Here is a 19,385-nt window from a genome sequence, read left to right as displayed (position 1 = left end):
CCGCGAAAGTTCGCGGGAAAGAGCGTCCCGACCGCCTCGGGACGGGTGGAGAACGCCCTTTGGGACGGGTCGAGGTCCGGGTTGTCAGTGGGGCGGTCCACAATGGTGCGCGTCAGAACCTGAGGTTGCCCGAACAGAATCCGTGAAGGAGTCGCAGCAGCGATGGCCCGCCGCAGCACGAAGACCCCGCCGCCGGTCGACTTCGAGGAGAAGATCCTCGACATCGACGTCGTCGACGAAATGCAGGGCTCCTTCCTCGAGTACGCGTACTCGGTGATCTACTCACGGGCCCTGCCCGACGCCCGTGACGGCCTGAAGCCGGTGCACCGCCGCATCGTCTACCAGATGAACGAGATGGGCCTGCGCCCGGAACGCGGCTTCGTGAAGTGCGCCCGCGTGGTCGGCGAGGTCATGGGTAAGTTGCACCCGCACGGAGACGCGTCGATCTACGACGCGCTGGTGCGGATGGCGCAGCCGTTCTCCATGCGGCTGCCCCTCGTCGACGGGCACGGGAACTTCGGCTCGCTCGGCAACGACGACCCGCCGGCCGCCATGCGGTACACCGAATGCCGGATGGCCGACGCGACGTCACTGATGACGGAGTCGATCGACGAGGAAACCGTCGCCTTCCAGTCGAACTACGACGGCCAGGAGCAGGAACCGGTCGTCCTCCCGGCCGCCTATCCGAACCTCCTGGTCAACGGCACGACCGGGATCGCGGTCGGCATGGCGACCAACATGCCGCCGCACAACCTGGGCGAGGTCATCGCCGCCGCCCGCCACCTCATCAAGCATCCGGGTGCGGACCTGGAGACCCTGATGCGGTTCGTCCCCGGTCCCGACCTGCCGACCGGCGGCCGGATCGTGGGCCTGGGCGGCATCAAGGACGCCTACACGGCCGGCCGCGGCTCGTTCAAGATCCGTTCCACGGTCGCCGTGGAGAACGTCACACCGCGCCGCAAGGGCCTGGTCGTCACCGAACTGCCCTTCACCGTCGGCCCGGAGAAGGTGATCGCCAAGATCAAGGACCTGGTCTCGGCGAAGAAGCTGCAGGGCATCGCCGACGTCAAGGACCTCACCGACCGCTCGCACGGGCTGCGTCTGGTCATCGAGATCAAGAACGGCTTCGTCCCCGAGGCCGTGCTGGAGCAGCTCTACAAGCTGACGCCGATGGAGGAGTCCTTCGGCATCAACAACGTGGCGCTGGTCGACGGACAGCCGCTCACGCTGGGCCTCAAGGAACTCCTGGAGGTCTACCTCGACCACCGCTTCGACGTGGTGCGCCGGCGCAGCGAGTTCCGCCGGACCAAGCGTCGCAACCGGCTCCACCTGGTCGAGGGCCTCCTCGTCGCGCTGATCGACATCGACGAGGTCATCCGCCTCATCCGCTCCAGCGACAACTCGGCGCAGGCCAAGGAGCGGCTCATCGAGCACTTCTCGCTGAGCGAGATCCAGACCCAGTACATCCTGGACACCCCGCTGCGCCGGCTGACCCGGTTCGACCGGATCGAGCTGGAGAGCGAGCGCGACCGGCTCAACGCCGAGATCGCCGAGCTGACCGCGATCCTCGAGTCGGACGCCGAGCTGCGCAAGCTCGTCTCCACGGAACTGGCCCTGGTCGCGAAGAAGTTCGGCACCGACCGGCGCACGGTGCTGCTGGAGTCGGCCGGTTCGCAGGTCGCCTCGGTGCCGCTGGAGGTGGCGGACGACCCGTGCCGGGTGCTGCTGTCCTCGACCGGTCTGCTGGCACGTACGGCCAACGACGACCCGATCGTCTTCGCCGAGGACGCCAAGCGGGCCAAGCACGACGTGATCGTGTCGGCGGTGCCGGCCACGGCCCGCGGCGATGTCGGCGTGGTGACGTCCACCGGGCGGCTGTTGCGGCTCGCGGTGATCGATCTGCCGCAGTTGCCGGACACCCATGCGGCACCCAACCTGTCGGGCGGGGCCATGGTCGGTGAGTTCCTCACGCTGGAGGCGGACGAGGAGGTCGTCTGCCTCACCACGCTCGACGAGTCCTCACCGGGGCTGGCGATCGGCACCCTGCAGGGCGTCGTGAAGCGCGTGGTGCCCGACTATCCCGCCAACAAGGAGGAGCTGGAGGTCATCACCCTCAAGGACGGTGACCGGATCGTCGGTGCGGCGGAGCTGCGCACCGGCGAGGAGGACCTGGTCTTCATCACCTCGGACGCGCAGTTGCTGCGCTACCCGGCGGCGCAGGTACGCCCTCAGGGGCGTCCGGCCGGCGGCATGGCGGGCGTCAAGCTCACCGCGGGGACGGAGGTGCTCTCGTTCGCCGCGGTGGATCCGGCGGTGGACGCCATGGTGTTCACGGTCGCCGGTTCGCACGGCACGCTGGACGATTCGGTGCTGACGTGCAAGCTCACACCGTTCGACCAGTATCCGCGCAAGGGCCGCGCCACCGGCGGGGTGCGCTGCCAGCGGTTCCTGAAGGGCGAGGACGTGCTGGTGTTCGCCTGGGCGGGCGAGACGCCGGCCAGGGCCGCGCAGAAGAACGGCACACCGGCCACGCTGCCCGAGCCCGATCCGCGGCGTGACGGTTCGGGGACACCTCTGGAGAGCCCGGTCGCGGTGATCGCCGGCCCCGTGTAGGCCGCAGGCCCGGCGCTACGTGTCGTCGTCGCCGGGCTGTTGCACGTACCGCAGGACGCCCCACATGGATCGCTCGTGTGCGGCGTCCTGCGGCGTTTCCCGCCCCGTCCCCGCCGGTGCGCGACAGCCCTCGAGCTCCTTGCGCAGGGCCGAAGCGTCCACGCCGGAACCGATCAGGACGAGCCGGGTCAGCCGCGGCTCCCCGCGCGTCCAGGGCCTGGGGACGAACCGCAGGAACCGGCCGACGGCGTGCACCGCGTACGCGTTGTCGGCATCGCCCGCGCCGAAGTCGACGTGACCCTTGATCCGGTAGAGGCCCTCGGGCCGGGAGTCGAGGAACTCCATCAGCCGGCGGGGGTCCATCGGCGCGTCGGAGGTGAAGTCGACGCTCTCGTACGCCGTGTGCAGATGCTCCCCGTGCTCCTCGCCGGTCTCCCGTGCCCGTTCCTCCAGGTACAGGTCCTCGAACGTGAGCTGACGGGCCTTCTCCTCGCCGTCGGGCCGCAGCGCCGGGTCGAAGAGGAGCTCCGGATCGATGCGTCCGTACGTGGCGGGGATGACGGCCGCCGTGCTGCCGGTCGCCGCCACAGCCTCCCGGATGCGCGCCCGCTCCTCCTCGGTGGCCCGGTCCGTCTTGTTCAGGACGACCAGGTCGGCCACGGCGAGATGGCGGTCGATCTCCGGGTGGCGTTCCCGGGTGGCGGCGAACTCGGCGGCATCCACCACCTCGACCAGTCCCCCGTACACGATGTGCGGGTTGTCGCTGGCGAGGAGCATCCGTACGAGTTCCTGGGGTTCGGCGAGCCCGCTCGCCTCGATGACGATCACGTCGAGGCGCGCGGCGGGCCGGGTCAGGGTCTCCAGGTAGGTGTCCAGCTCACTCGCGTCGACCGCGCAGCACAGACAGCCGCCGCCCAGCGAGACCGTCGAGCCGACCTGCCCGGAGACGGTCATGGCGTCGATCTCGATCGAACCGAAGTCGTTGACGATCACACCGATGCGGTTTCCCGCGCGATGGCGCAGGAGGTGGTTGAGCAGCGTCGTCTTGCCGGATCCGAGGAATCCCGCGAGGACGATGACGGGGATCTGCCGGATGCGGGGCGGGGGCGACGCGTTCAACGGGGGGCCTTCCTGCGGTGTCACACGGCCGGGACCGGCTGGGGCGGGGGCGGACCGACGTACCGGGCCGCCGGGCGAATGATCTTCGAGTCCTCCGCCTGCTCCAGGATATTGGCGCTCCAGCCGACGACCCGCGCCGCGCAGAAGGTCGGGGTGAACATCTCGCGCGGCAGCCCGCACAGCTCCATGACCACTCCGGCGTAGAACTCCACGTTCGTGTGCAGTTCGCGCCCCGGCTTGAGCTCGGCGAGGATCGCCTCGACCTGCCGTTCCACCTCGACTGCGAAGTCCACGAGTGGGCCGCCGAAGCCCTGGGCGATGGACCGCAGCATGCGCGAACGCGGGTCCTCGGTGCGGTAGACGGGGTGCCCGAAGCCCATGATCCGGTCGCCGGCGAGCACCCGCTCGCGGATCCAGCCGTCGATGCGGTGGGGGGTGCCGATGGCGTCCAGGGTGTCGAGGGCGCGGCTGGGGGCGCCGCCGTGCAGCGGCCCGGAGAGTGCGCCGACGGCGGCCACCAGGCAGGCGGCGATGTCCGCTCCGGTGGAGGCGACGACGCGGCCGGTGAAGGTCGAGGCGTTGAAGCCGTGGTCGACGGTGGAGATCAAGTACTGCTCGACGGCCCTGACCCGGTCGGCGTCGGGGACTGAGCCGGTCAGCATGTAGAGGTAGTTGGCCGCGTACGGCAGGTCGTCGCGCGGCTCGACCGGTTCGAGCCCCAGGCCGAGCCGGTACAGGGCGGTCAGCACCGTGGGAACGGCGGCGCACGCGGCCAGGGCGTCGCCGCGGCGCCGCTCCGCACCGATGTCGTACACCGGCCGGAAGCCGGCCGAGGCGCCGAGCAGGGAGAGCGCCGTGCGCAGCCCCGCGAGCGGACCGGCTGCTGCGCCCGCGCGGGCTATGGCGGGCAGGGCGTCGCGGACCTCGGCGGGCAGCCGGCGCAGCCCGGCGGTACGGGCGGCGAAGTCGGCGCGGGCAGCCGGGCCGGGCAGTTCGCCCTCCGTCATCAGGTACCAGACGTCCTCGAAACTCCGGGTCTGCGCCAGTTCGATCGCCGAGTACTGCCGGTAGTGGTAGAAGCCCTCGCGGCCCCGGACGTCGCCGAGGGCGGTATCCGTGACGACGACACCCGCCAGGCCGCGGGGGACGTCGAGCGGTGTGTCGACGGTGGTGGTCGTCATTGCTTCCTCCATGGACTTTCCCGTTGCTGTTGACGCGCACGTGGGCGTCAACGTGCGCGTTGCCGTTGACGTGCGCATTGACATTGACGCGCGCATTGACATTGACGCGCGCATTGACATTGATTCAACTGTCCATGCTTGACTTGAGTTATGTCAATGTTGATTGAATCAATATGGATACGGTGGGCAGCATGACGGATCAAGCAGGCGAGGCCGGCCTCGAAGAGCCACTGGCGCAGCGGCTCACCACACGCGAGACGGCCGAACGCCTGGGCGTGAAGCCCGAGACGGTGTACGCATACGTGAGCCGGGGCCAGCTCAGCAGCAACCGCGCACCGGGCGGGCGGGGAAGCACGTTCGACGCTGCGGAGGTCGACGCCCTGGTCCGGCGCACGGGACGCAGGGAGCCAGCCGCCCCGGCCGGCACGCTGTCCTTCCCCACGGGCGTCACACTCATCGGGAGCGACCGGTACTTCTTCCGCGGCGTCGACGCCACAGAACTGGCCCGGCGCCATACGTACGAGGAGGTCGCGGAGTGGCTCTGGACCGGGGAGCTGCGACCCGGCGTCCGCTTCACAGCCCCGGCCGAGGCACTCACAGCGGCCCGAAGGGCGGTCGGCGCGCTGCCGCCGCACTGCGGCTCGACGGACCGGCTGCGGGTGGCGGTGGTCGCGGCCGCGGCGGCCGACCCCCTGCGTTTCGACCTGTCGCGCGAGGCGGTGCTCGGTGGCGCCCGGAGCCTGATCCCTACCTTGGCCGCCGCACTTCCGGCGGTCACGGAGGACATCGGGGAGGCGACGGGCGGGACGGCGCCTCCCCGCCTGGCACGTCAACTGTGGCCGAAACTGACCGGCCGCCCGGCCGACGAGGCGTCACTGACCGTACTGGACACCGCGCTGGGGCTGCTGATCGACCACGATCTGGCCGCCTCCACCCTGGCCGCACGGGTCGCCGCCTCCGCCCGCGCCCATCCCTACGCCGTGGTCTCGGCAGGGCTCGGGGTACTGGAAGGCCCTCTGCACGGCGCCGCGAGCGGGCTGGCGCACCGCATGCTGACCGAGGTCCTGGAACGGGGCGGGGCAGCTCCGGTGGTCGCGGACCATCTGCGTACCGGACGCCGGGTGCCTGGACTCGGCCACCGGCTCTACACCGGCGAGGACCCCCGGGCGCGCACCCTCTTCGAGCTGCTCGCCGAGATCCCGCAGGCCGCGCCCGCCCTGGCTGCCGCCCGTGACGTCGTCGCCACGACCGCTCGCCACACCCCGCTGCACGCCAATGTCGATCTGGCGCTCGCCGTGCTCTCCGTCTCCTCGGGCATGGCCGTGGAGGCGGGAGAGACGGTGTTCGCGATCTCCCGCACGGCAGGCTGGATCGCGCACGCGCTGGAGGAGTACGGGGAGCGCCCGCTGCGGATGCGTCCCAGCGGGCAGTACACCGGCCCTCAGCCGCCCCAGCCGCTACCCACCGCCGTTTCGCAATAGCCGATTCCCACAGCGCAAATTAGCGACGGTCAGCGGGAAGCGCCGCGCGGGGGCTGGGCCGTCGAACCCCGCACCACCAGCTCGGGCTCGAAGAGCAGCTCGTCGGACGGCACCGCACGGCCTCCGATCTGCACGGAGAGCAACTCGACGGCGGCCCGTCCCATGGCCTCGATCGGCTGACGGACAGTGGTGAGCGGCGGCTCGGTGCAGTTCATGAACGCCGAGTCGTCGTACCCGACGACCGAGACGTCCGCGGGGACCGAGAGACCTCGGCGGCGTGCCGCCCGGACCGCACCCAGGGCGAGCGGGTCACTGGCACAGATGAAGCCGGTGACACCCTCCTCCAGCAGTCGCGCGGCGGCCGCCTGCCCGCCCTCCAGGGAGAACATCGCCCTGGCCACCCACTCGTCCGGGATGGTGGTGCCGGATGCCTCGGCGAGCACCCGGGCGGCGGCAAGCTTGCGCTGCGACGGCATGTGGTCCGAGGGGCCGAGCACCAGACCGATGCGCTCGTGGCCGAGCGAGACCAGGTGGCGCCAGGCCTGCTCGACGGCCACGGAGTCGTCGCAGGAGACGCAGGGGAAGCCGAGGTGGGCGATGGCCGCGTTGATCAGGACGACAGGGATCTTACGGTCGGCCAGCACCTTGTAGTGATCGTGCGGGGCGTCGGCCTGGGCATAGAGACCGCCCGCGAAGACCACGCCCGAGACCTGCTGCTGCAGAAGCAGCTCGACGTAGTCCGCCTCGGAGACCCCGCCCTTGGTCTGGGTGCACAGGACCGGGGTCAGGCCCTGCTGCGCGAGCGCACCCCCGACCACCTCGGCGAAGGCGGGGAAGATCGGGTTCTGAAGCTCGGGCAGGACCAGCCCGACCAGCCTGGCCCGCTCGCCGCGCAGCTGGGTCGGGCGCTCGTAGCCAAGGACGTCCAGCGCGGACAGGACGGCCTGCCGCGTGGCGTCGGAGACGCCCGGCTTGCCGTTGAGTACCCGGCTGACCGTGGCCTCGCTGACTCCAACCTTCTGTGCCACCTGAGCAAGTCGTCGCGTCATGTGCGCAAGATTAGCGCAAGAAGCGCAAGCCGATTGCGTGGATCTGGAAACGAGACGAATTTCGGAAAGCGCCGGAATGCCCTCTACCGTCTCTACGATGAGCGCCCCACCGCCCACGGCCAGGAGGCCGCGCCGACTCGGCTGGCCCCAGCGCGTCTTCTCGCAGGTGCTGCTGATGCAGCTGGCCATCGCCACCGGCGTCACCGTACTCGCCACCGGCCTCTTTCTGGCACCCCTCAGCGCCCAACTCGACGACCAGGCGATGCGCCGGGCTCTGTCCATCGCACAGAGCACGGCCGCCCAGCCGCAGATCGCCGAGGCGCTGCTCACCACGGACCCGGCGCCCCGGGGCCCAGTCCAGAGCGCCGCGGAGCGGATCCGGCGTGCCACGGGCGCCGAGTACGTCGTCGTGATGGACCGCCACGGGGTGCGCTGGTCGCATCCCGACCCTGCCCGGATCGGGCGGGTCGTCTCCACCGACCCCGGCAGGGCGCTCGCGGGCCGGGACGTGATGGAGATCGACAGCGGCACGCTCGGACGCTCGGCCCGCGGCAAGGTGCCGTTGCGCGACGGAACGGGGAACATCGCCGGTGCGGTCTCCGTCGGCATCGCGTACGACAGCGTCCGTGCCCGGCTCCTCGCCGCGATTCCCGGCCTGTTCGCCTACGCGGGCGGAGCGCTCGCCGTGGGAGCACTTGCCGCCTACCTGATCTCCCGGCGCCTGCAGCGGCAGACCCACGACCTGGCGTTCTCCGATATCGCCGCGCTGCTGACGGAGCGCGAGGCGATGCTGCACAGCATCAGGGAGGGAGTGGTCGCGCTCGATGGCGGCGGCCGCATCCGGCTGCTGAACGACGAGGCGCAGCGGCTGCTCGGGGTCGGGCCCGAGGTGTCGGGCCGTCCGCTGGCCGAGGTGTTCGGTACCGGGAGGACCGCCGATGTGCTGGCCGGCGAGGTGGCGGGTGAGGACCTGCTGACCGTGCGCGGCAGCCGGGTGCTGCTCGCCAACCGGATGCCGACGGCCGACGGAGGAGCCGTCGTCACCCTCCGCGACCGCACCGAGCTCGAACACCTGGGCCGGGAGCTCGACTCCACCCGGGGACTGATCGACGCCCTGCGCGCCCAGGACCACGAGCACGCCAACCGGCTGCACACGCTCCTCGGGCTGCTGGAGCTGGAGCTGCACGAGGACGCGAGGGAGTTCGTCACCGAGGTCGTCGGCGTCCACCGGGCCACCGCGGAACAGATCACCGAGAAGGTCCGCGACCCGCTGCTCGCCGCGCTGCTGGTCGGCAAGGCCACGGTCGCCGCAGAACGCGGTGCAGCCCTCCAGATGGCGCCCGGGACCCTGCTTCCGGACCGGCTCGTCGATCCGCGCGGGCTCGTGACCATCGTCGGCAACCTGGTCGACAACGCACTGGACGCGGCCGCCGGATCGGAGGGCGCCCTGATCGAGGTGGGCCTGCGGGCCGAGGGCCGTACGGTGGTGCTGCGGGTCCGCGACAGCGGCCCCGGGGTCCCGCCGGGGCAGCATGAATCGATCTTCACGGAGGGCTGGTCGACCAAGGAACTTCCGGCGCACGGCAAGCGGGGCCTCGGACTCGCACTCGTGCGGCGGCTGGCCGAGCGGCAGGGCGGGAGCGTGGTGGTGGACACGATGGACGAGGGCGGGGCGGAATTCACCGTCGTACTCCCGGACGCCATGGCCGAAGCGGAATCGGACAAGGCGGGAGCGGCGCTGTGATCGAGGTCCTGGTCGTCGATGACGACGTCCGTGTCGCACGGATCAACGCGGCCTACGTCTCGAAGGTGCCCGGCTTCCGGGTGGCCGCTGAGGCCCACTGCGCCGCCGACGCGATCGCTGCGGTCGAGGAGGGCCACGTGGACCTGATCCTGCTGGACCACTACATGCCCGACCGCAGTGGTCTTGCCGTGGTGCGGGAGTTGCGCGGGCGCGGCCATCGCACCGACGTGATCATGGTGACGGCGGCGCGCGACATCGCCACGGTCCAGGAGGCCATGCGTCAGGGCGCCCTCCAGTACCTGGTCAAGCCGTTCACGTACGCGGGGCTGCGGACCAAGCTGGAGGCCTACGCCGCACTGCGCCGCACCCTGGAGAGCGGCGGCGAGGCCGAGCAGGGCGAGGTGGACCGGCTCTTCGGCGCCTTGTGGACAGCGAGCGAGCCCGATCTGCCCAAGGGCCACTCGACCACGACGGCCGAACTCGTCCGCAAGGCGCTACGCGGCGCCGACGGCCCGCTCTCCGCCCAGGAGATCGCCGAGAGCGCCGGGATGAGCCGGCAGACGGCCCAGCGCTATCTGAAGCTGCTGGAACGGTCCGGGCGCGTCCAGCTGACCCTGAGGTACGGCGAGACGGGGCGCCCCGAGCACCGCTACGCGTGGACCCCCGGCGGTCGATGACCGCGACGTCCGGGCTCTGCGTCCACGCTTTACGCCGGGCACTACGCCCAGGCACTACGTCCGGAGATGCTCCGAGTCGTAGGTTGTCCGGCTCCGCTCGATGCCGGGGTTGTTGTCGACGGCCCACTCGGCCAGCTTCACAGCAGGCTCGATCAGGGTGCGTCCCCTCGGGGTGAGTTCGTACTCGACCCGGGGCGGAACCTCGGGAAACACCGTGCGGGACAGCAGGCCGTCGCGCTCCAGGTGCCGGACCGTGCGGGTGAGCATCCGCTGCGAGATCCCGGGGATGCGTTGCTGGAGCTCGGTGAAGCGCATGCGTTCGCCGTCGAGCGTGGCCACCACCAGCAGGGTCCACTTGTCGCCGATACGGTCGAGGATGCCGCGGATCGCCCGGCCTCCGTCGCCACGGATGAGGCAGCTGTGGCGGTACTTCGACATCGGCGTCCCCTGTTCGCAAGGCACACCCGTGTGCCTTTTGTAAGCGTTCCGATAGTCACCGACTATGTGCCTGCTTACAAGTCGTCACCAAGACGGAGGACACGAACATGGAGATCGCCTACTGGATCGTCGCCGGGCTCCTGGCGGCCTTCTACCTGTACGCGGGTGGCAAGAAGGCCGCACAGAGCCGGGAGCAGCTGGCACCCATGATGGGCTGGGTGGACACGGTCCCGATGTGGCTGGTCCGGGTCGTCGGCGTCGTCGAGATCCTTGGCGCTGCCGGTCTGGTGCTGCCCCCGCTCACGGGGATCGCGCCCGTCCTTGCGATCGTGGCAGCACTGGGCCTGCTCGTGCTCCAGGTGCTGGCAGCTGCCCTGCACCTGTCCCGGAACGAGGTCGGGGACACCGGTCTGAACGCCGCTCTCATCACGCTCGCCGCAGTGACGGCATGGCTGGCCACGACCTGGTGAAGCCTGGTGAGACGCCGCCGGACGCCGCTCAGTCCCGGTCCGGGTCACACCGCGCCGGCTCCGGTCAGCGCACGCACCTCGGTCTCCGCGTGCTTGGCCTCGTCCGGCGGCTCGGCCGAGGTCACCGTGCCGATCCAGCCGGCCAGAAAGCCCAGCGGAATGGAGACAAGACCGGGGTTCTCCAGCGGAAAGAGCTGGAAGTCCACTCCGGGGAACAGGGCGGTGGGACTGCCCGAGACGACCGGGGAGAGCAGAACCAGCAGGACCGCTGGAATCAGGCCGCCGTAGACCGCCCAGACCGCCCCGCGCGTGGTGAACTTCCGCCAGAACAGTGAGAAGAGCAGTACCGGCAGGTTCGCCGATGCGGCGACCGCGAAGGCCAGCCCCACCAGGAATGCCACGTTCAGGTCCTGGGCGAGCAGCCCCAGCCCGATGGCGGCCACCCCGATCCCGGCCGCGGCAACCCGGGCCACGGCGACTTCGCTGTACTGCCGGGAGCCCTGCCTTCTGAGCGTGGCATAGAGATCGTGGGCGACGGACGCGGACGAAGCCAGGGTGATACCGGCGACGACGGCGAGGATGGTCGCGAAGGCCACCGCCGCGACGACGGCGAACAGAATCGTTCCCCCCGTCGAGCCCTCGCCGCCGCCGAGAACCAGGGCGAGCAGCGGAACGGCTGTGTTCCCGGCGGGATTCGACTCCCGCACCTCGGCCGAGCCGACCAGCGCCGCCGCGCCGAAACCGAGCACGATCGTCATCAGGTAGAAGCTGCCGATGAGGCCGATGGACCAGACGACCGACCGGCGGGCCGCACGGGCCGTGGGCACGGTGTAGAAGCGCGACAGAATGTGCGGAAGGCCCGCTGTGCCGAGCACCAGTGCCAGCCCCAGGCTGATGAAGTCGACACGTGCCGTCCAGCTCCCGCCGTAGCGCAGCCCGGGCGAGAGGAACTCCTTGCCGTACGCGCTGCGGTCGGCGGCGGAGTTGAGCAACTCGTTGATGTTGCCATGGAAGTGGACCAGGACCAGGACCGTCAGAACCACGGTGCCCGCCATCAGCAGGACCGCCTTGACGATCTGGATCCAGGTGGTGGCGCGCATTCCGCCGAGCGACACGTAGACCACCATGAGCGCCCCGACGCCGATGACGGTCCAGGACCGCGCGGCGCCGCTGGTCCCGCCGAGGAGCAGGGCGACAAGGCTGCCCGCCCCCACCATCTGTGCCACCAGGTAGAGCACGGAGACGGTGACGGAGGAGGTTCCGGCAGCGATCCGGACCGGGCGCTCCGCCATGCGCGCCGCCACCACGTCGGCGAGGGTGAACCGCCCGCAGTTGCGTACGAGTTCCGCCACCAGGAGCAGGACGACGAGCCAGGCGACCAGGAAGCCGACCGAGTAGAGCATGCCGTCGTAGCCGTAGAGGGCGATCACTCCGGAGATTCCGAGGAACGACGCGGCCGACATGTAGTCGCCGGCGATGGCGAAACCGTTCTCCATGGGTGAGAACAGCCGGCCGCCCGCGTAGAACTCCTCCGCCGAGCCCTGGCGGTTGCGGCTCACCCAGGTCGTGATGCCCAGCGTGACGGCGATGAAGGCGCTGAACAGCAGGAGCGCCAGGGTCTGGTGGTTCCCGCTCAACGCCCGATCCCCCGCGTCATCTCCTGGGTGTCCCAGCGCAGATCGAGCGCGGCCCGGTCCCTGCGCAGCCGCGCATGCCGCGCGTACGCCCCGGTGAGCAGGAACGTGGTGAGGAACTGTCCCAGTCCCACGACCATGGCGACGTTGACGGCCCCGGCCACCGGACGGGCCATCAGACCGGGTGCGGTGACCGCCGTGACGACATAGGCGAGATACCAGACGAGGAAGGCGACGGTGGCAGGGACGACGAACCGCCGGTACCGCCGGCGCACCTCCTGGAAGGCCTCGCTGCGCTGCACCTCCAGATAGATCTCCGCCGCGCTCTGGCCACTCCGGGGTGCGGCGGGGCCGGGCACCGCGGCGGGCGCGAAGCTTCCCGTGCCGTCCAGCTCCCCCCATCCGGAGGCCAGTGCGTCGTACCACGGGTCGTCGAGCCGCATCCCTGCGGCCTCGCGCCCTGCTTCCTTCTCCACCGAACAACTCCCCTTGTCCACGGACCACTTCGGCCGCGTACTCAAGAATGGGCAGATCGGGAAGATCCCGGGCACTTCATTCGCCGGACTTCACCTCTTCAGGTGAAGGATGTCCCGGGCGGCTGTGCGATCCCTCGAACATACGCGTAGCGCACCGCCTGGGCCCGGTCGCGGAGCCCCGCCTTGGCGAACAGGTTGTTGATGTGACTCTTCACTGTGGCCTGCGAGATGTGGAGTCTGCGAGCGATCTCCGCATTGGACATCCCTTCGGCGATCAGGACGAGCACCTCGGCCTCACGGGGAGTCATCCCGTCGGGCGGCTCCGGGCCACTGCTCCCTGCCCGCTGCAGCGGTCCCGCGGTGACCTGCTCCAGCAGACGACGCTGAATGGCGGGCGAGAGCCCTGCCTCGCCCGAGAGCACGGCCTGGATGGCCCTGACGATCTCGTCGCCGCCGGCGTCCTTCGTCAAGTAGCCCCGGGCCCCCGCCCGGAGCGCGGGAAAGAGCGAATCGTCGTCGTCGAAGGTCGTCAGCACCACGACCTGCGTGCCGGGGAAATCCGCGCGGATACGGCGCGTTGCCTCCACCCCGTCGCAGCGGGGCATCCTCAGGTCCATCAGGACGACGTCCGGGGCGTGCTCGGCCACAAGAGCGACGGCCTCCTCGCCGTCCTTCGCCGATCCGACCACCTCGATCCCGGGCAGCAGCCCCAGCAGCATCACGATTCCCTCACGCACCACCGACTGGTCGTCGGCGACCACCACCCGCGCGGTCACGCGGGAACCCGCAGCCTCACCACGAACCCCTCCTCGCCGGGACCGGCCTCCAGGCTGCCGCCCAGCAGCTCGGCACGCTCCCTCATCCCCAGCAGACCGTAGCCGGATCCACTGACAGCGAGCTCTCCCCCTGCACCGTCTCCACCCGAATCGCTGACGTCCAGAACGATTGCGTCCGGTTGGTACTCCAGCCTGATCAGCACGCCGGCCCCCGGCGCATGCTTGCGCACATTGGTCAGCGCCTCCTGCGCCACGCGCCGGACCGTCTGCGAGGCCTCGGCGGTCAGCACCCGCCTCTCCCCCTCCACCCTTACCTCCGCCGGCTCGGCCGCGACCAGCTGTCGCAGGAAATCCTCCACGGGCGACACCTCGCCACGCAGGGCGGAGAGCGCCTGCCGGGTCTCCGCAAGTCCCTCACGGGCCATGGAACGAGCCCCGACCACCCTCTGCAGGACCTGGTCCCGGAACTCCCCCGCAGGCTCCCTCTCGATCAGCAGCCGCGCCGCCTCCAGGTGCACCAACTGCGCGGACAGGCTGTGCGCGAGCACGTCGTGGATCTCCCGGGCGATCCTGGACCGTTCGTCCAGGGCAGCCGTTTCGGCCTCCGCCACCCGGGCCGCCCGCTCCTGGGCAAGGAGCCGCTGCGCACTTCCACGCGCCTCGGCGTCCAGGCGCAGCACATACCCCGCGAGGCAGAGCCCGGCCGTCGTCATCGCCGTGGTCTTCCAGTCGTCGGTGCCCACTGCGGCGTACGCGCCGAGCGCCACGGCCGTGGCCGGGACACCGGCCGAGAGGGGCAGCCGTTCCAGGGCCGTGACGGCGCAGCCGCACCAGAGAACCGCCGCCGGCACATCGGCCCCGGCCTGCTGCGCCCCGAACGCCGCGAGCATCAGCAGGAACAGCAGGCCGAGCGAGGGCCACAGCCGGTTCTCCAGACTGGTCCGGAAGAAAGCCACGGCAATCGCCGCGCATCCCGCCACCCCGGCCAGGCCGACCACGATCTCCCACGGGCCGAACAGGCCGCCCGTGAAGGTTCCCCAGAGCATCAGAGTGAGCAGCCCGGCCCGCACCGACCACCCGATCACTCTCCGTGACCTGGTGCGAGTCTCCCGTGAGAGGGCTTCCCTCGACGGCCAGCTCGTCCAGACATCGGGTGTCACACGCGGTCCTTCCGGACCGGCCGGAACGACAGGCCTTCGGCAGGACCGCGGTACGGCTGAGGTATCTCCGCGGCCCGCCGGGCCAGCACGCCGCTGCGCACCAGCAGAGTGGCCGCGAGAGCCATCATCAGGGCGGGGGTGCCCTGATGTATGCCCAGTGCCGCGGCAAGCCCGTAGAGGGCCGCTCGCAGTATCAGACCTCCGGTCCAGACGTAGACGGTCGCCCTGGTGCCCTTGCTCCACAGAGTCCCGTCCTCCGCGCGCCAGAGTCGGGTGGTCCACGCCCAGCCGGCGCCGGTGACCAGTCCCACGGCCAGTTCGGCGCCCAGGACGACGACCGACAGCGTCTCGTGACGTGGATCCACGATTCCGGGCTCGCGCAGAGCCATGACGAGCAGCACGCCCGGCAGAACCCACCAGCGGCGGTCGCCCGAGAGCTGCCGCGCCGAGCACTGGCGGGCGACAACGAGAGCGATGACCGCGATGATCACCAGGACATTGACGAGCCCGGGCATGGGCGCCTCCGAGTTGCGGGAAGTTCTGCCACTTCGACGCTACGGAGTCGGCCCGCTCAGCGGATCGGCTCAGGGGTGGACCACGGGTGGAGCCGTTGTCTCCACCCGTGGGTGGAGACAACGGCTCGGTCCGGCGCGATGCCCGGCTTGACGGGGTCAGACGTCGATGCGGGAACGGTCCAGCGTGGCCGCCGAACTGGTGATGAACTCCTTGCGCGGCGCCACCTCGTTGCCCATCAGCAGATCGAAGACCTTCTCGGACGACTCCAGATCACCGATGTTGATCCGCCGCAGTGTGCGGTGGCGCGGGTCCATCGTCGTCTCCGCGAGCTGGTCGGCGTCCATCTCGCCCAGACCCTTGTAGCGCTGGATCGAGTCCTTGTACCGGACGTTCTTCCGCTGGAGCTCCAGCAGCCGCTGGCGCAGCTCGTTGTCCGAATACGTGTAGATGTACTTGTCCTGCCCCTTCTTCGGCTGGACGAGCTCGATCCGGTGGAGCGGGGGCACGGCGGCGAAGACCCGTCCCGCCTCGACCATGGGCCGCATGTACCGCTGGAAGAGCGTCAGCAGCAGGATGCGGATGTGGGCACCGTCCACGTCGGCGTCGACCAGCAGCACGATCTTTCCGTAGCGGGCGGCGTCGATGTCGAAGGTCCGGCCCGACCCGGCTCCTATGACCTGGATGATCGCCCCGCACTCGGCGTTCTTCAGCATGTCGGAGACGGATGCCTTCTGAACGTTGAGGATTTTGCCGCGGATCGGCAGCAGCGCCTGGAACTCGCTGTTCCGTGCCAGCTTGGCGGTGCCGAGCGCGGAGTCGCCCTCCACGATGAACAGCTCGCTGCGCTCCACGTCGTCACTGCGGCAGTCGGCGAGCTTCGCCGGGAGGGAGGAGGTCTCCAGAGCCGTCTTGCGACGCTGCGCGTCCTTGTGCTGACGGGCGGCGATCCGGGTCCGGGCCGCCGCCACCGCCTTCTCCAGGACCGCCCTGGCCTGGGCCTTCGCGTCCCGCTTGGTCGACGTCAGGAAGGCCTTGAGCTCCTTGGCCACGACGTTCGCGACGATCCGGTTGGCCGCCGAGGTGCCCAGCACCTCCTTGGTCTGCCCCTCGAACTGCGGCTCGGCCAGTCGTACGGTCACGACCGCGGTGAGGCCCTCCAGTGCGTCATCCTTGACGATGTCGTCCTCGGCAACGCGCAGCATCTTCGCGGAACGGAGAACCTCGTTGACCGTCTTGGTCACAGAGCGTTCGAAACCGGACACATGGGTGCCGCCCTTGGGGGTGGCGATGATGTTGACGAAGGACTTCAGGTTGGTGTCGTACCCGGTGCCCCAGCGCATGGCGATGTCGACGACCAGCTCCCGGGTGACCTCGGTCGCCGTCATGTGGCCGCGGTCGTCGAGTACGGGCACGGTCTCCTTGAACGTGCCCTGCCCCGTCAGGCGCAGGACGTCGCAGACGGCCTTGTCCTGGGCGAGGTACTCGCAGAACTCGCTGATCCCGCCGTCGAAGCGGAAGGTCTCCTCCGTCTTGCCCTCTCCGTCCAGGCCGCGCTCGTCGCGCACGACGATGGTGAGGCCGGGGACGAGAAAGGCCGTCTGGCGGGCCCGCTGGTGGAGCGTTTCCAGATTGAGCTTGGCGTCCTTGAGGAAGATCTGCCGGTCGGCCCAGTACCGCACCCTCGTGCCGGTACGCGTCTTCGGGACCCGCTTGCCCTTGAGCAGCCCGTTGGCCGGGTCGAAGGGGCTGTCCGGACCCTGCTCGGTGAACATTCCGGGGACGCCGCGGCGGAAGCTGATCGAGTGGGTCGCGCCGTGGAGGTCGACCTCCACGTCGAGCCGGGCGGAGAGGGCGTTCACGACGGAGGCGCCCACGCCGTGGAGACCGCCGGAGGCTGCGTACGCCCCGCCGCCGAACTTGCCTCCGGCATGCAGCTTGGTCATCACGACCTCGACACCGGACAGGCCGGTCTTGGGCTCCGCGTCGACGGGGATGCCACGGCCGTTGTCGCGGACCTCGACGGAGGTGTCGTCGTGAAGGATGACCTCGATGTGGTCGCAGTACCCGCCGAGGGCCTCGTCGACGGAATTGTCGATGATCTCCCAGAGGCAGTGCATGAGGCCGCGGCTGTCGGTGGACCCGATGTACATGCCGGGGCGCTTGCGAACCGCTTCGAGCCCCTCGAGTACGAGCAGGTGCCGCGCGGTGTAGTTGGAACCGTCTTGGTCTGCTCCGGTCAGCAGCGCAGTGGACGGCACGGACGTATCGGCGGTCACGCGGTTCGCTCCTCGCTGAATTTCATTTGGGGCCCAGTGGGTAACGGGCTCGGCTTCGGTCGCCGCTGAGAGGGTACCGAGGCCTGGTAGAGCGGGTGTAACGCCACCCTCGGAGTGCCCTCACACTAGTCCAGCCTCGCATACGCGTTCGATACCTCCTTGGAGTGACGTGCACATCACGTTCCCTTCCAGGCATGAACCATTTAGGCTCCGGGCACGTCCTCATGAACAACCGGCAAGCCAGCCGGCGGGACCGACCAAGACAAGCAACGCGAAACCGTACCGTCACGCAATACGGCACATTCGCCGCGAACCGGCAACAGACAGCCATCCTGAGAAGAAGTTTCGAAGAAATGCCACGAGCGGGAACGTTTTCGGCCTGGTTGGATGTTGACCCTGGTACGACAGCTCGTCGAGCTAGAGAAGAGGCGACGTGACTACTGTTCTGACCCCCGCGAGCCCGCTGACCGCAGCAGACCGCTGTGACCGTTGCGGCGCCCAGGCATACCTGCGCGTCGTCCTGATCAGCGGCGGTGAACTGCTCTTCTGCGCCCACCATGGTCGCAAGTTCGAGCCGGAACTCAAGAAGATCGCCGCGGAAATACAGGATGAGACGGACCGACTGACGGCCGTGCAGGCCCAAGCCGCCGAAGAGGAACAACACTGACACCTCGCATCCACGACGAGCCAGGGGCCGGTCCCGCACCGGCCGACGGGCGGCTCCCCACGCGAGGGGAGCCGCCCGTTCTCGTACCCGTGAGCGGTGGCGGTCAGGCGGCGCCGTCCATCCACTCGATGGCGGCGGAGATCCGCGTGTAGACACCCGGGCTGCCCGCGAGGCCGCACCCGTTCCCCCAGGAAACGAGGCCGACGAGCCTCCCCTGGGCCACCAGAGGCCCTCCACTGTCCCCCTGGCAGGCGTCGTAGCCACCCTCGGGTTCGCCTGCGCAGAGCATCGCGGAGGCGTCGTACGTGCCGCTCCTGCCCCCGGGGTAGGCCTGCTCGCACGAGCTGTCCGGCAGGACGGTCACCTTCGCGGAGCGGAGCGACGTCGCGTAGTCGCCGTTGCCGGTCGTATCGCCCCATCCGTAGACGACTGCGGGTGTCCCGGAGGTGTACGCGGAGTCACCGGCCTCCGCCATGGGGATCACGCTCTGTTCGGGCAGCGCCTCGGCGAGGGTGAGCACGGCGACGTCACCGCTGTTGGTGGCGGCGTCGAACCCGGGGTTGACCCACGTCCCGCTCACCGCGATCTCCTTGCCGCCGGTGCCGTTCAGCTCGTCGCGCCCCGAGATGATCGCCAGATCACGCACCTGGGCGACATCGACCCCCAGCGCCTCCCGGGTCAGGCAGTGCGCGGCCGTCAGCACCTTCTTCGGCCCGACCACGACTGCGCCGCAGAACTGGCCGGCCCGTGTACCTCCGAACCGGTCACGGCTGGAGAGCGCCACCACCCACGGGCTGTCCTTGACATGAGCGGGCTGGCCGCCGATGACAATGCTGTCCGCGACTGCAGAGGCGGGGGAAACCAGCGGTATCACTGCCGTTGCGGCAGTGAGGGCGAGCGCCCCGGTCATGGTGCGGACGACGGTACGGGACATACGTACTCCTGACTCTGTGATGGACCATGCCTACCCAGAGTCATTCCGCGGACGCCGGCCCGCACCCGCACAGAACCGAGGTCGACGAGCGCGTCGTCTCGCACATCTCGTCCACCGCGATCGAGGGCGGCACGGCCCACCCGGAGCTCAAGCTCCTCAACGCCAACTAGGTAC

General features: G+C 69.8%; 18 protein-coding genes. 7 read left to right on the top strand and 11 right to left on the bottom strand.

Features of this window, described 5'->3' with window-relative positions; translation table 11 throughout:
• Window positions 1-162 precede the first annotated feature (162 nt).
• Window positions 163-2,613 (top strand): DNA gyrase/topoisomerase IV subunit A, encoded by a 2,451-nt coding sequence (locus ABT025_RS32725; protein ID WP_351002280.1) that lies wholly within the window; start codon window positions 163-165, stop codon window positions 2,611-2,613.
• Between the two features lie 15 nt (window positions 2,614-2,628).
• On the opposite strand, the gene ABT025_RS32720 is transcribed toward ABT025_RS32725, so the two are convergent.
• Window positions 2,629-3,732, bottom strand: a complete 1,104-nt coding sequence (locus ABT025_RS32720) for a CobW family GTP-binding protein (RefSeq protein ID WP_351002279.1) — start codon at window positions 3,730-3,732, stop codon at window positions 2,629-2,631.
• A 20-nt stretch (window positions 3,733-3,752) separates the two neighbouring features.
• A complete protein-coding gene (locus tag ABT025_RS32715; protein ID WP_351002278.1) occupies window positions 3,753-4,913 on the bottom strand; it encodes a citrate/2-methylcitrate synthase in 1,161 nt (386 codons plus the stop codon).
• Window positions 4,914-5,104: 191 nt separating this feature from the next.
• Here ABT025_RS32715 and ABT025_RS32710 point away from each other — a divergent pair, with 191 nt between their 5' ends.
• Window positions 5,105-6,394 carry a citrate/2-methylcitrate synthase gene (locus ABT025_RS32710; protein WP_351002277.1) on the top strand — a complete coding sequence of 430 codons (1,290 nt, stop codon included), beginning with the start codon at window positions 5,105-5,107 and terminating at the stop codon, window positions 6,392-6,394.
• Window positions 6,395-6,423: 29 nt separating this feature from the next.
• Here the strand turns inward: ABT025_RS32710 and ABT025_RS32705 are convergent, their stop codons facing one another.
• Entirely contained in the window at window positions 6,424-7,443 is a 1,020-nt protein-coding gene (locus ABT025_RS32705; RefSeq protein ID WP_351002276.1) for a LacI family DNA-binding transcriptional regulator, read from the bottom strand.
• Between the two features lie 97 nt (window positions 7,444-7,540).
• Here ABT025_RS32705 and ABT025_RS32700 point away from each other — a divergent pair, with 97 nt between their 5' ends.
• Both ABT025_RS32700 and ABT025_RS32695 read left to right on the top strand, forming a co-directional pair.
• On the top strand, window positions 7,541-9,187 hold the full coding sequence (locus tag ABT025_RS32700) for an ATP-binding protein (protein WP_351002275.1): 1,647 nt from the start codon (window positions 7,541-7,543) through the stop codon (window positions 9,185-9,187).
• Window positions 9,184-9,864, top strand: coding sequence for a response regulator (locus ABT025_RS32695; protein WP_351002274.1), 681 nt, complete (start codon window positions 9,184-9,186; stop codon window positions 9,862-9,864). Before ABT025_RS32700 ends, ABT025_RS32695 begins: the two co-directional genes overlap by 4 nt.
• Window positions 9,865-9,918: 54 nt before the next feature.
• On the opposite strand, the gene ABT025_RS32690 is transcribed toward ABT025_RS32695, so the two are convergent.
• Window positions 9,919-10,302, bottom strand: a complete 384-nt coding sequence (locus ABT025_RS32690) for a winged helix-turn-helix transcriptional regulator (protein ID WP_351002273.1) — start codon at window positions 10,300-10,302, stop codon at window positions 9,919-9,921.
• Window positions 10,303-10,409: 107 nt separating this feature from the next.
• Here ABT025_RS32690 and ABT025_RS32685 point away from each other — a divergent pair, with 107 nt between their 5' ends.
• Window positions 10,410-10,772 carry a DoxX family protein gene (locus tag ABT025_RS32685; protein ID WP_351002272.1) on the top strand — a complete coding sequence of 121 codons (363 nt, stop codon included), beginning with the start codon at window positions 10,410-10,412 and terminating at the stop codon, window positions 10,770-10,772.
• Between the two features lie 44 nt (window positions 10,773-10,816).
• Here the strand turns inward: ABT025_RS32685 and ABT025_RS32680 are convergent, their stop codons facing one another.
• The 6 genes from ABT025_RS32680 to ABT025_RS32655 form a co-directional block, all read right to left on the bottom strand.
• Window positions 10,817-12,409 carry a monocarboxylic acid transporter gene (locus ABT025_RS32680; RefSeq protein ID WP_351002271.1) on the bottom strand — a complete coding sequence of 531 codons (1,593 nt, stop codon included), beginning with the start codon at window positions 12,407-12,409 and terminating at the stop codon, window positions 10,817-10,819.
• Window positions 12,406-12,849, bottom strand: coding sequence for a DUF485 domain-containing protein (locus ABT025_RS32675; RefSeq protein WP_351002293.1), 444 nt, complete (start codon window positions 12,847-12,849; stop codon window positions 12,406-12,408). The genes ABT025_RS32680 and ABT025_RS32675 overlap by 4 nt, the downstream gene beginning before the upstream one ends.
• Window positions 12,850-12,980: 131 nt before the next feature.
• Window positions 12,981-13,658, bottom strand: coding sequence for a response regulator (locus ABT025_RS32670; RefSeq protein WP_351002270.1), 678 nt, complete (start codon window positions 13,656-13,658; stop codon window positions 12,981-12,983).
• Window positions 13,655-14,818: a sensor histidine kinase gene (locus tag ABT025_RS32665; RefSeq protein WP_351002269.1), complete on the bottom strand. Its 1,164-nt coding sequence runs from the start codon at window positions 14,816-14,818 to the stop codon at window positions 13,655-13,657. Before ABT025_RS32665 ends, ABT025_RS32670 begins: the two co-directional genes overlap by 4 nt.
• Window positions 14,815-15,333 (bottom strand): DUF1453 domain-containing protein, encoded by a 519-nt coding sequence (locus tag ABT025_RS32660; protein WP_351002268.1) that lies wholly within the window; start codon window positions 15,331-15,333, stop codon window positions 14,815-14,817. The genes ABT025_RS32665 and ABT025_RS32660 overlap by 4 nt, the downstream gene beginning before the upstream one ends.
• 156 nt (window positions 15,334-15,489) lie before the next feature.
• Window positions 15,490-17,610 (bottom strand): DNA gyrase/topoisomerase IV subunit B, encoded by a 2,121-nt coding sequence (locus tag ABT025_RS32655; RefSeq protein WP_351002267.1) that lies wholly within the window; start codon window positions 17,608-17,610, stop codon window positions 15,490-15,492.
• Window positions 17,611-18,043: 433 nt separating this feature from the next.
• On the opposite strand from ABT025_RS32655, the gene ABT025_RS32650 reads away from it, so the two are divergent.
• A complete protein-coding gene (locus ABT025_RS32650; protein WP_024489001.1) occupies window positions 18,044-18,277 on the top strand; it encodes a DUF7455 domain-containing protein in 234 nt (77 codons plus the stop codon).
• A 103-nt stretch (window positions 18,278-18,380) separates the two neighbouring features.
• Here ABT025_RS32650 and ABT025_RS32645 read toward each other — a convergent pair whose 3' ends face one another.
• Window positions 18,381-19,211 (bottom strand): S1 family peptidase, encoded by an 831-nt coding sequence (locus ABT025_RS32645; protein ID WP_351002266.1) that lies wholly within the window; start codon window positions 19,209-19,211, stop codon window positions 18,381-18,383.
• Between the two features lie 26 nt (window positions 19,212-19,237).
• On the opposite strand from ABT025_RS32645, the gene ABT025_RS32640 reads away from it, so the two are divergent.
• A complete protein-coding gene (locus ABT025_RS32640; RefSeq protein ID WP_351002295.1) occupies window positions 19,238-19,381 on the top strand; it encodes a hypothetical protein in 144 nt (47 codons plus the stop codon).
• Window positions 19,382-19,385: the final 4 nt, after the last annotated feature.

Origin of the sequence: Streptomyces sp. NPDC002809 (genome assembly GCF_040295435.1) — a bacterium.
Classification (GTDB): domain Bacteria; phylum Actinomycetota; class Actinomycetes; order Streptomycetales; family Streptomycetaceae; genus Streptomyces.
The sequence above is the reverse complement of the archived record's forward strand: the minus strand, read 5'-3'. Positions and strand labels throughout refer to the sequence as shown.

Coding starts and splice junctions, on each gene's coding strand:
- ABT025_RS32640 (WP_351002295.1), top strand. CDS start 19,238: ATGCCTACCCAGAGTCATTCCGCGGACGCCGGCCCGCACCCGCACAGA.
- ABT025_RS32675 (WP_351002293.1), bottom strand. CDS start 12,849: ATGCGGCTCGACGACCCGTGGTACGACGCACTGGCCTCCGGATGGGGG.
- ABT025_RS32710 (WP_351002277.1), top strand. CDS start 5,105: ATGACGGATCAAGCAGGCGAGGCCGGCCTCGAAGAGCCACTGGCGCAG.
- ABT025_RS32690 (WP_351002273.1), bottom strand. CDS start 10,302: ATGTCGAAGTACCGCCACAGCTGCCTCATCCGTGGCGACGGAGGCCGG.
- ABT025_RS32725 (WP_351002280.1), top strand. CDS start 163: ATGGCCCGCCGCAGCACGAAGACCCCGCCGCCGGTCGACTTCGAGGAG.
- ABT025_RS32715 (WP_351002278.1), bottom strand. CDS start 4,913: ATGACGACCACCACCGTCGACACACCGCTCGACGTCCCCCGCGGCCTG.
- ABT025_RS32700 (WP_351002275.1), top strand. CDS start 7,541: ATGAGCGCCCCACCGCCCACGGCCAGGAGGCCGCGCCGACTCGGCTGG.
- ABT025_RS32685 (WP_351002272.1), top strand. CDS start 10,410: ATGGAGATCGCCTACTGGATCGTCGCCGGGCTCCTGGCGGCCTTCTAC.
- ABT025_RS32705 (WP_351002276.1), bottom strand. CDS start 7,443: ATGACGCGACGACTTGCTCAGGTGGCACAGAAGGTTGGAGTCAGCGAG.
- ABT025_RS32660 (WP_351002268.1), bottom strand. CDS start 15,333: ATGCCCGGGCTCGTCAATGTCCTGGTGATCATCGCGGTCATCGCTCTC.
- ABT025_RS32645 (WP_351002266.1), bottom strand. CDS start 19,211: ATGTCCCGTACCGTCGTCCGCACCATGACCGGGGCGCTCGCCCTCACT.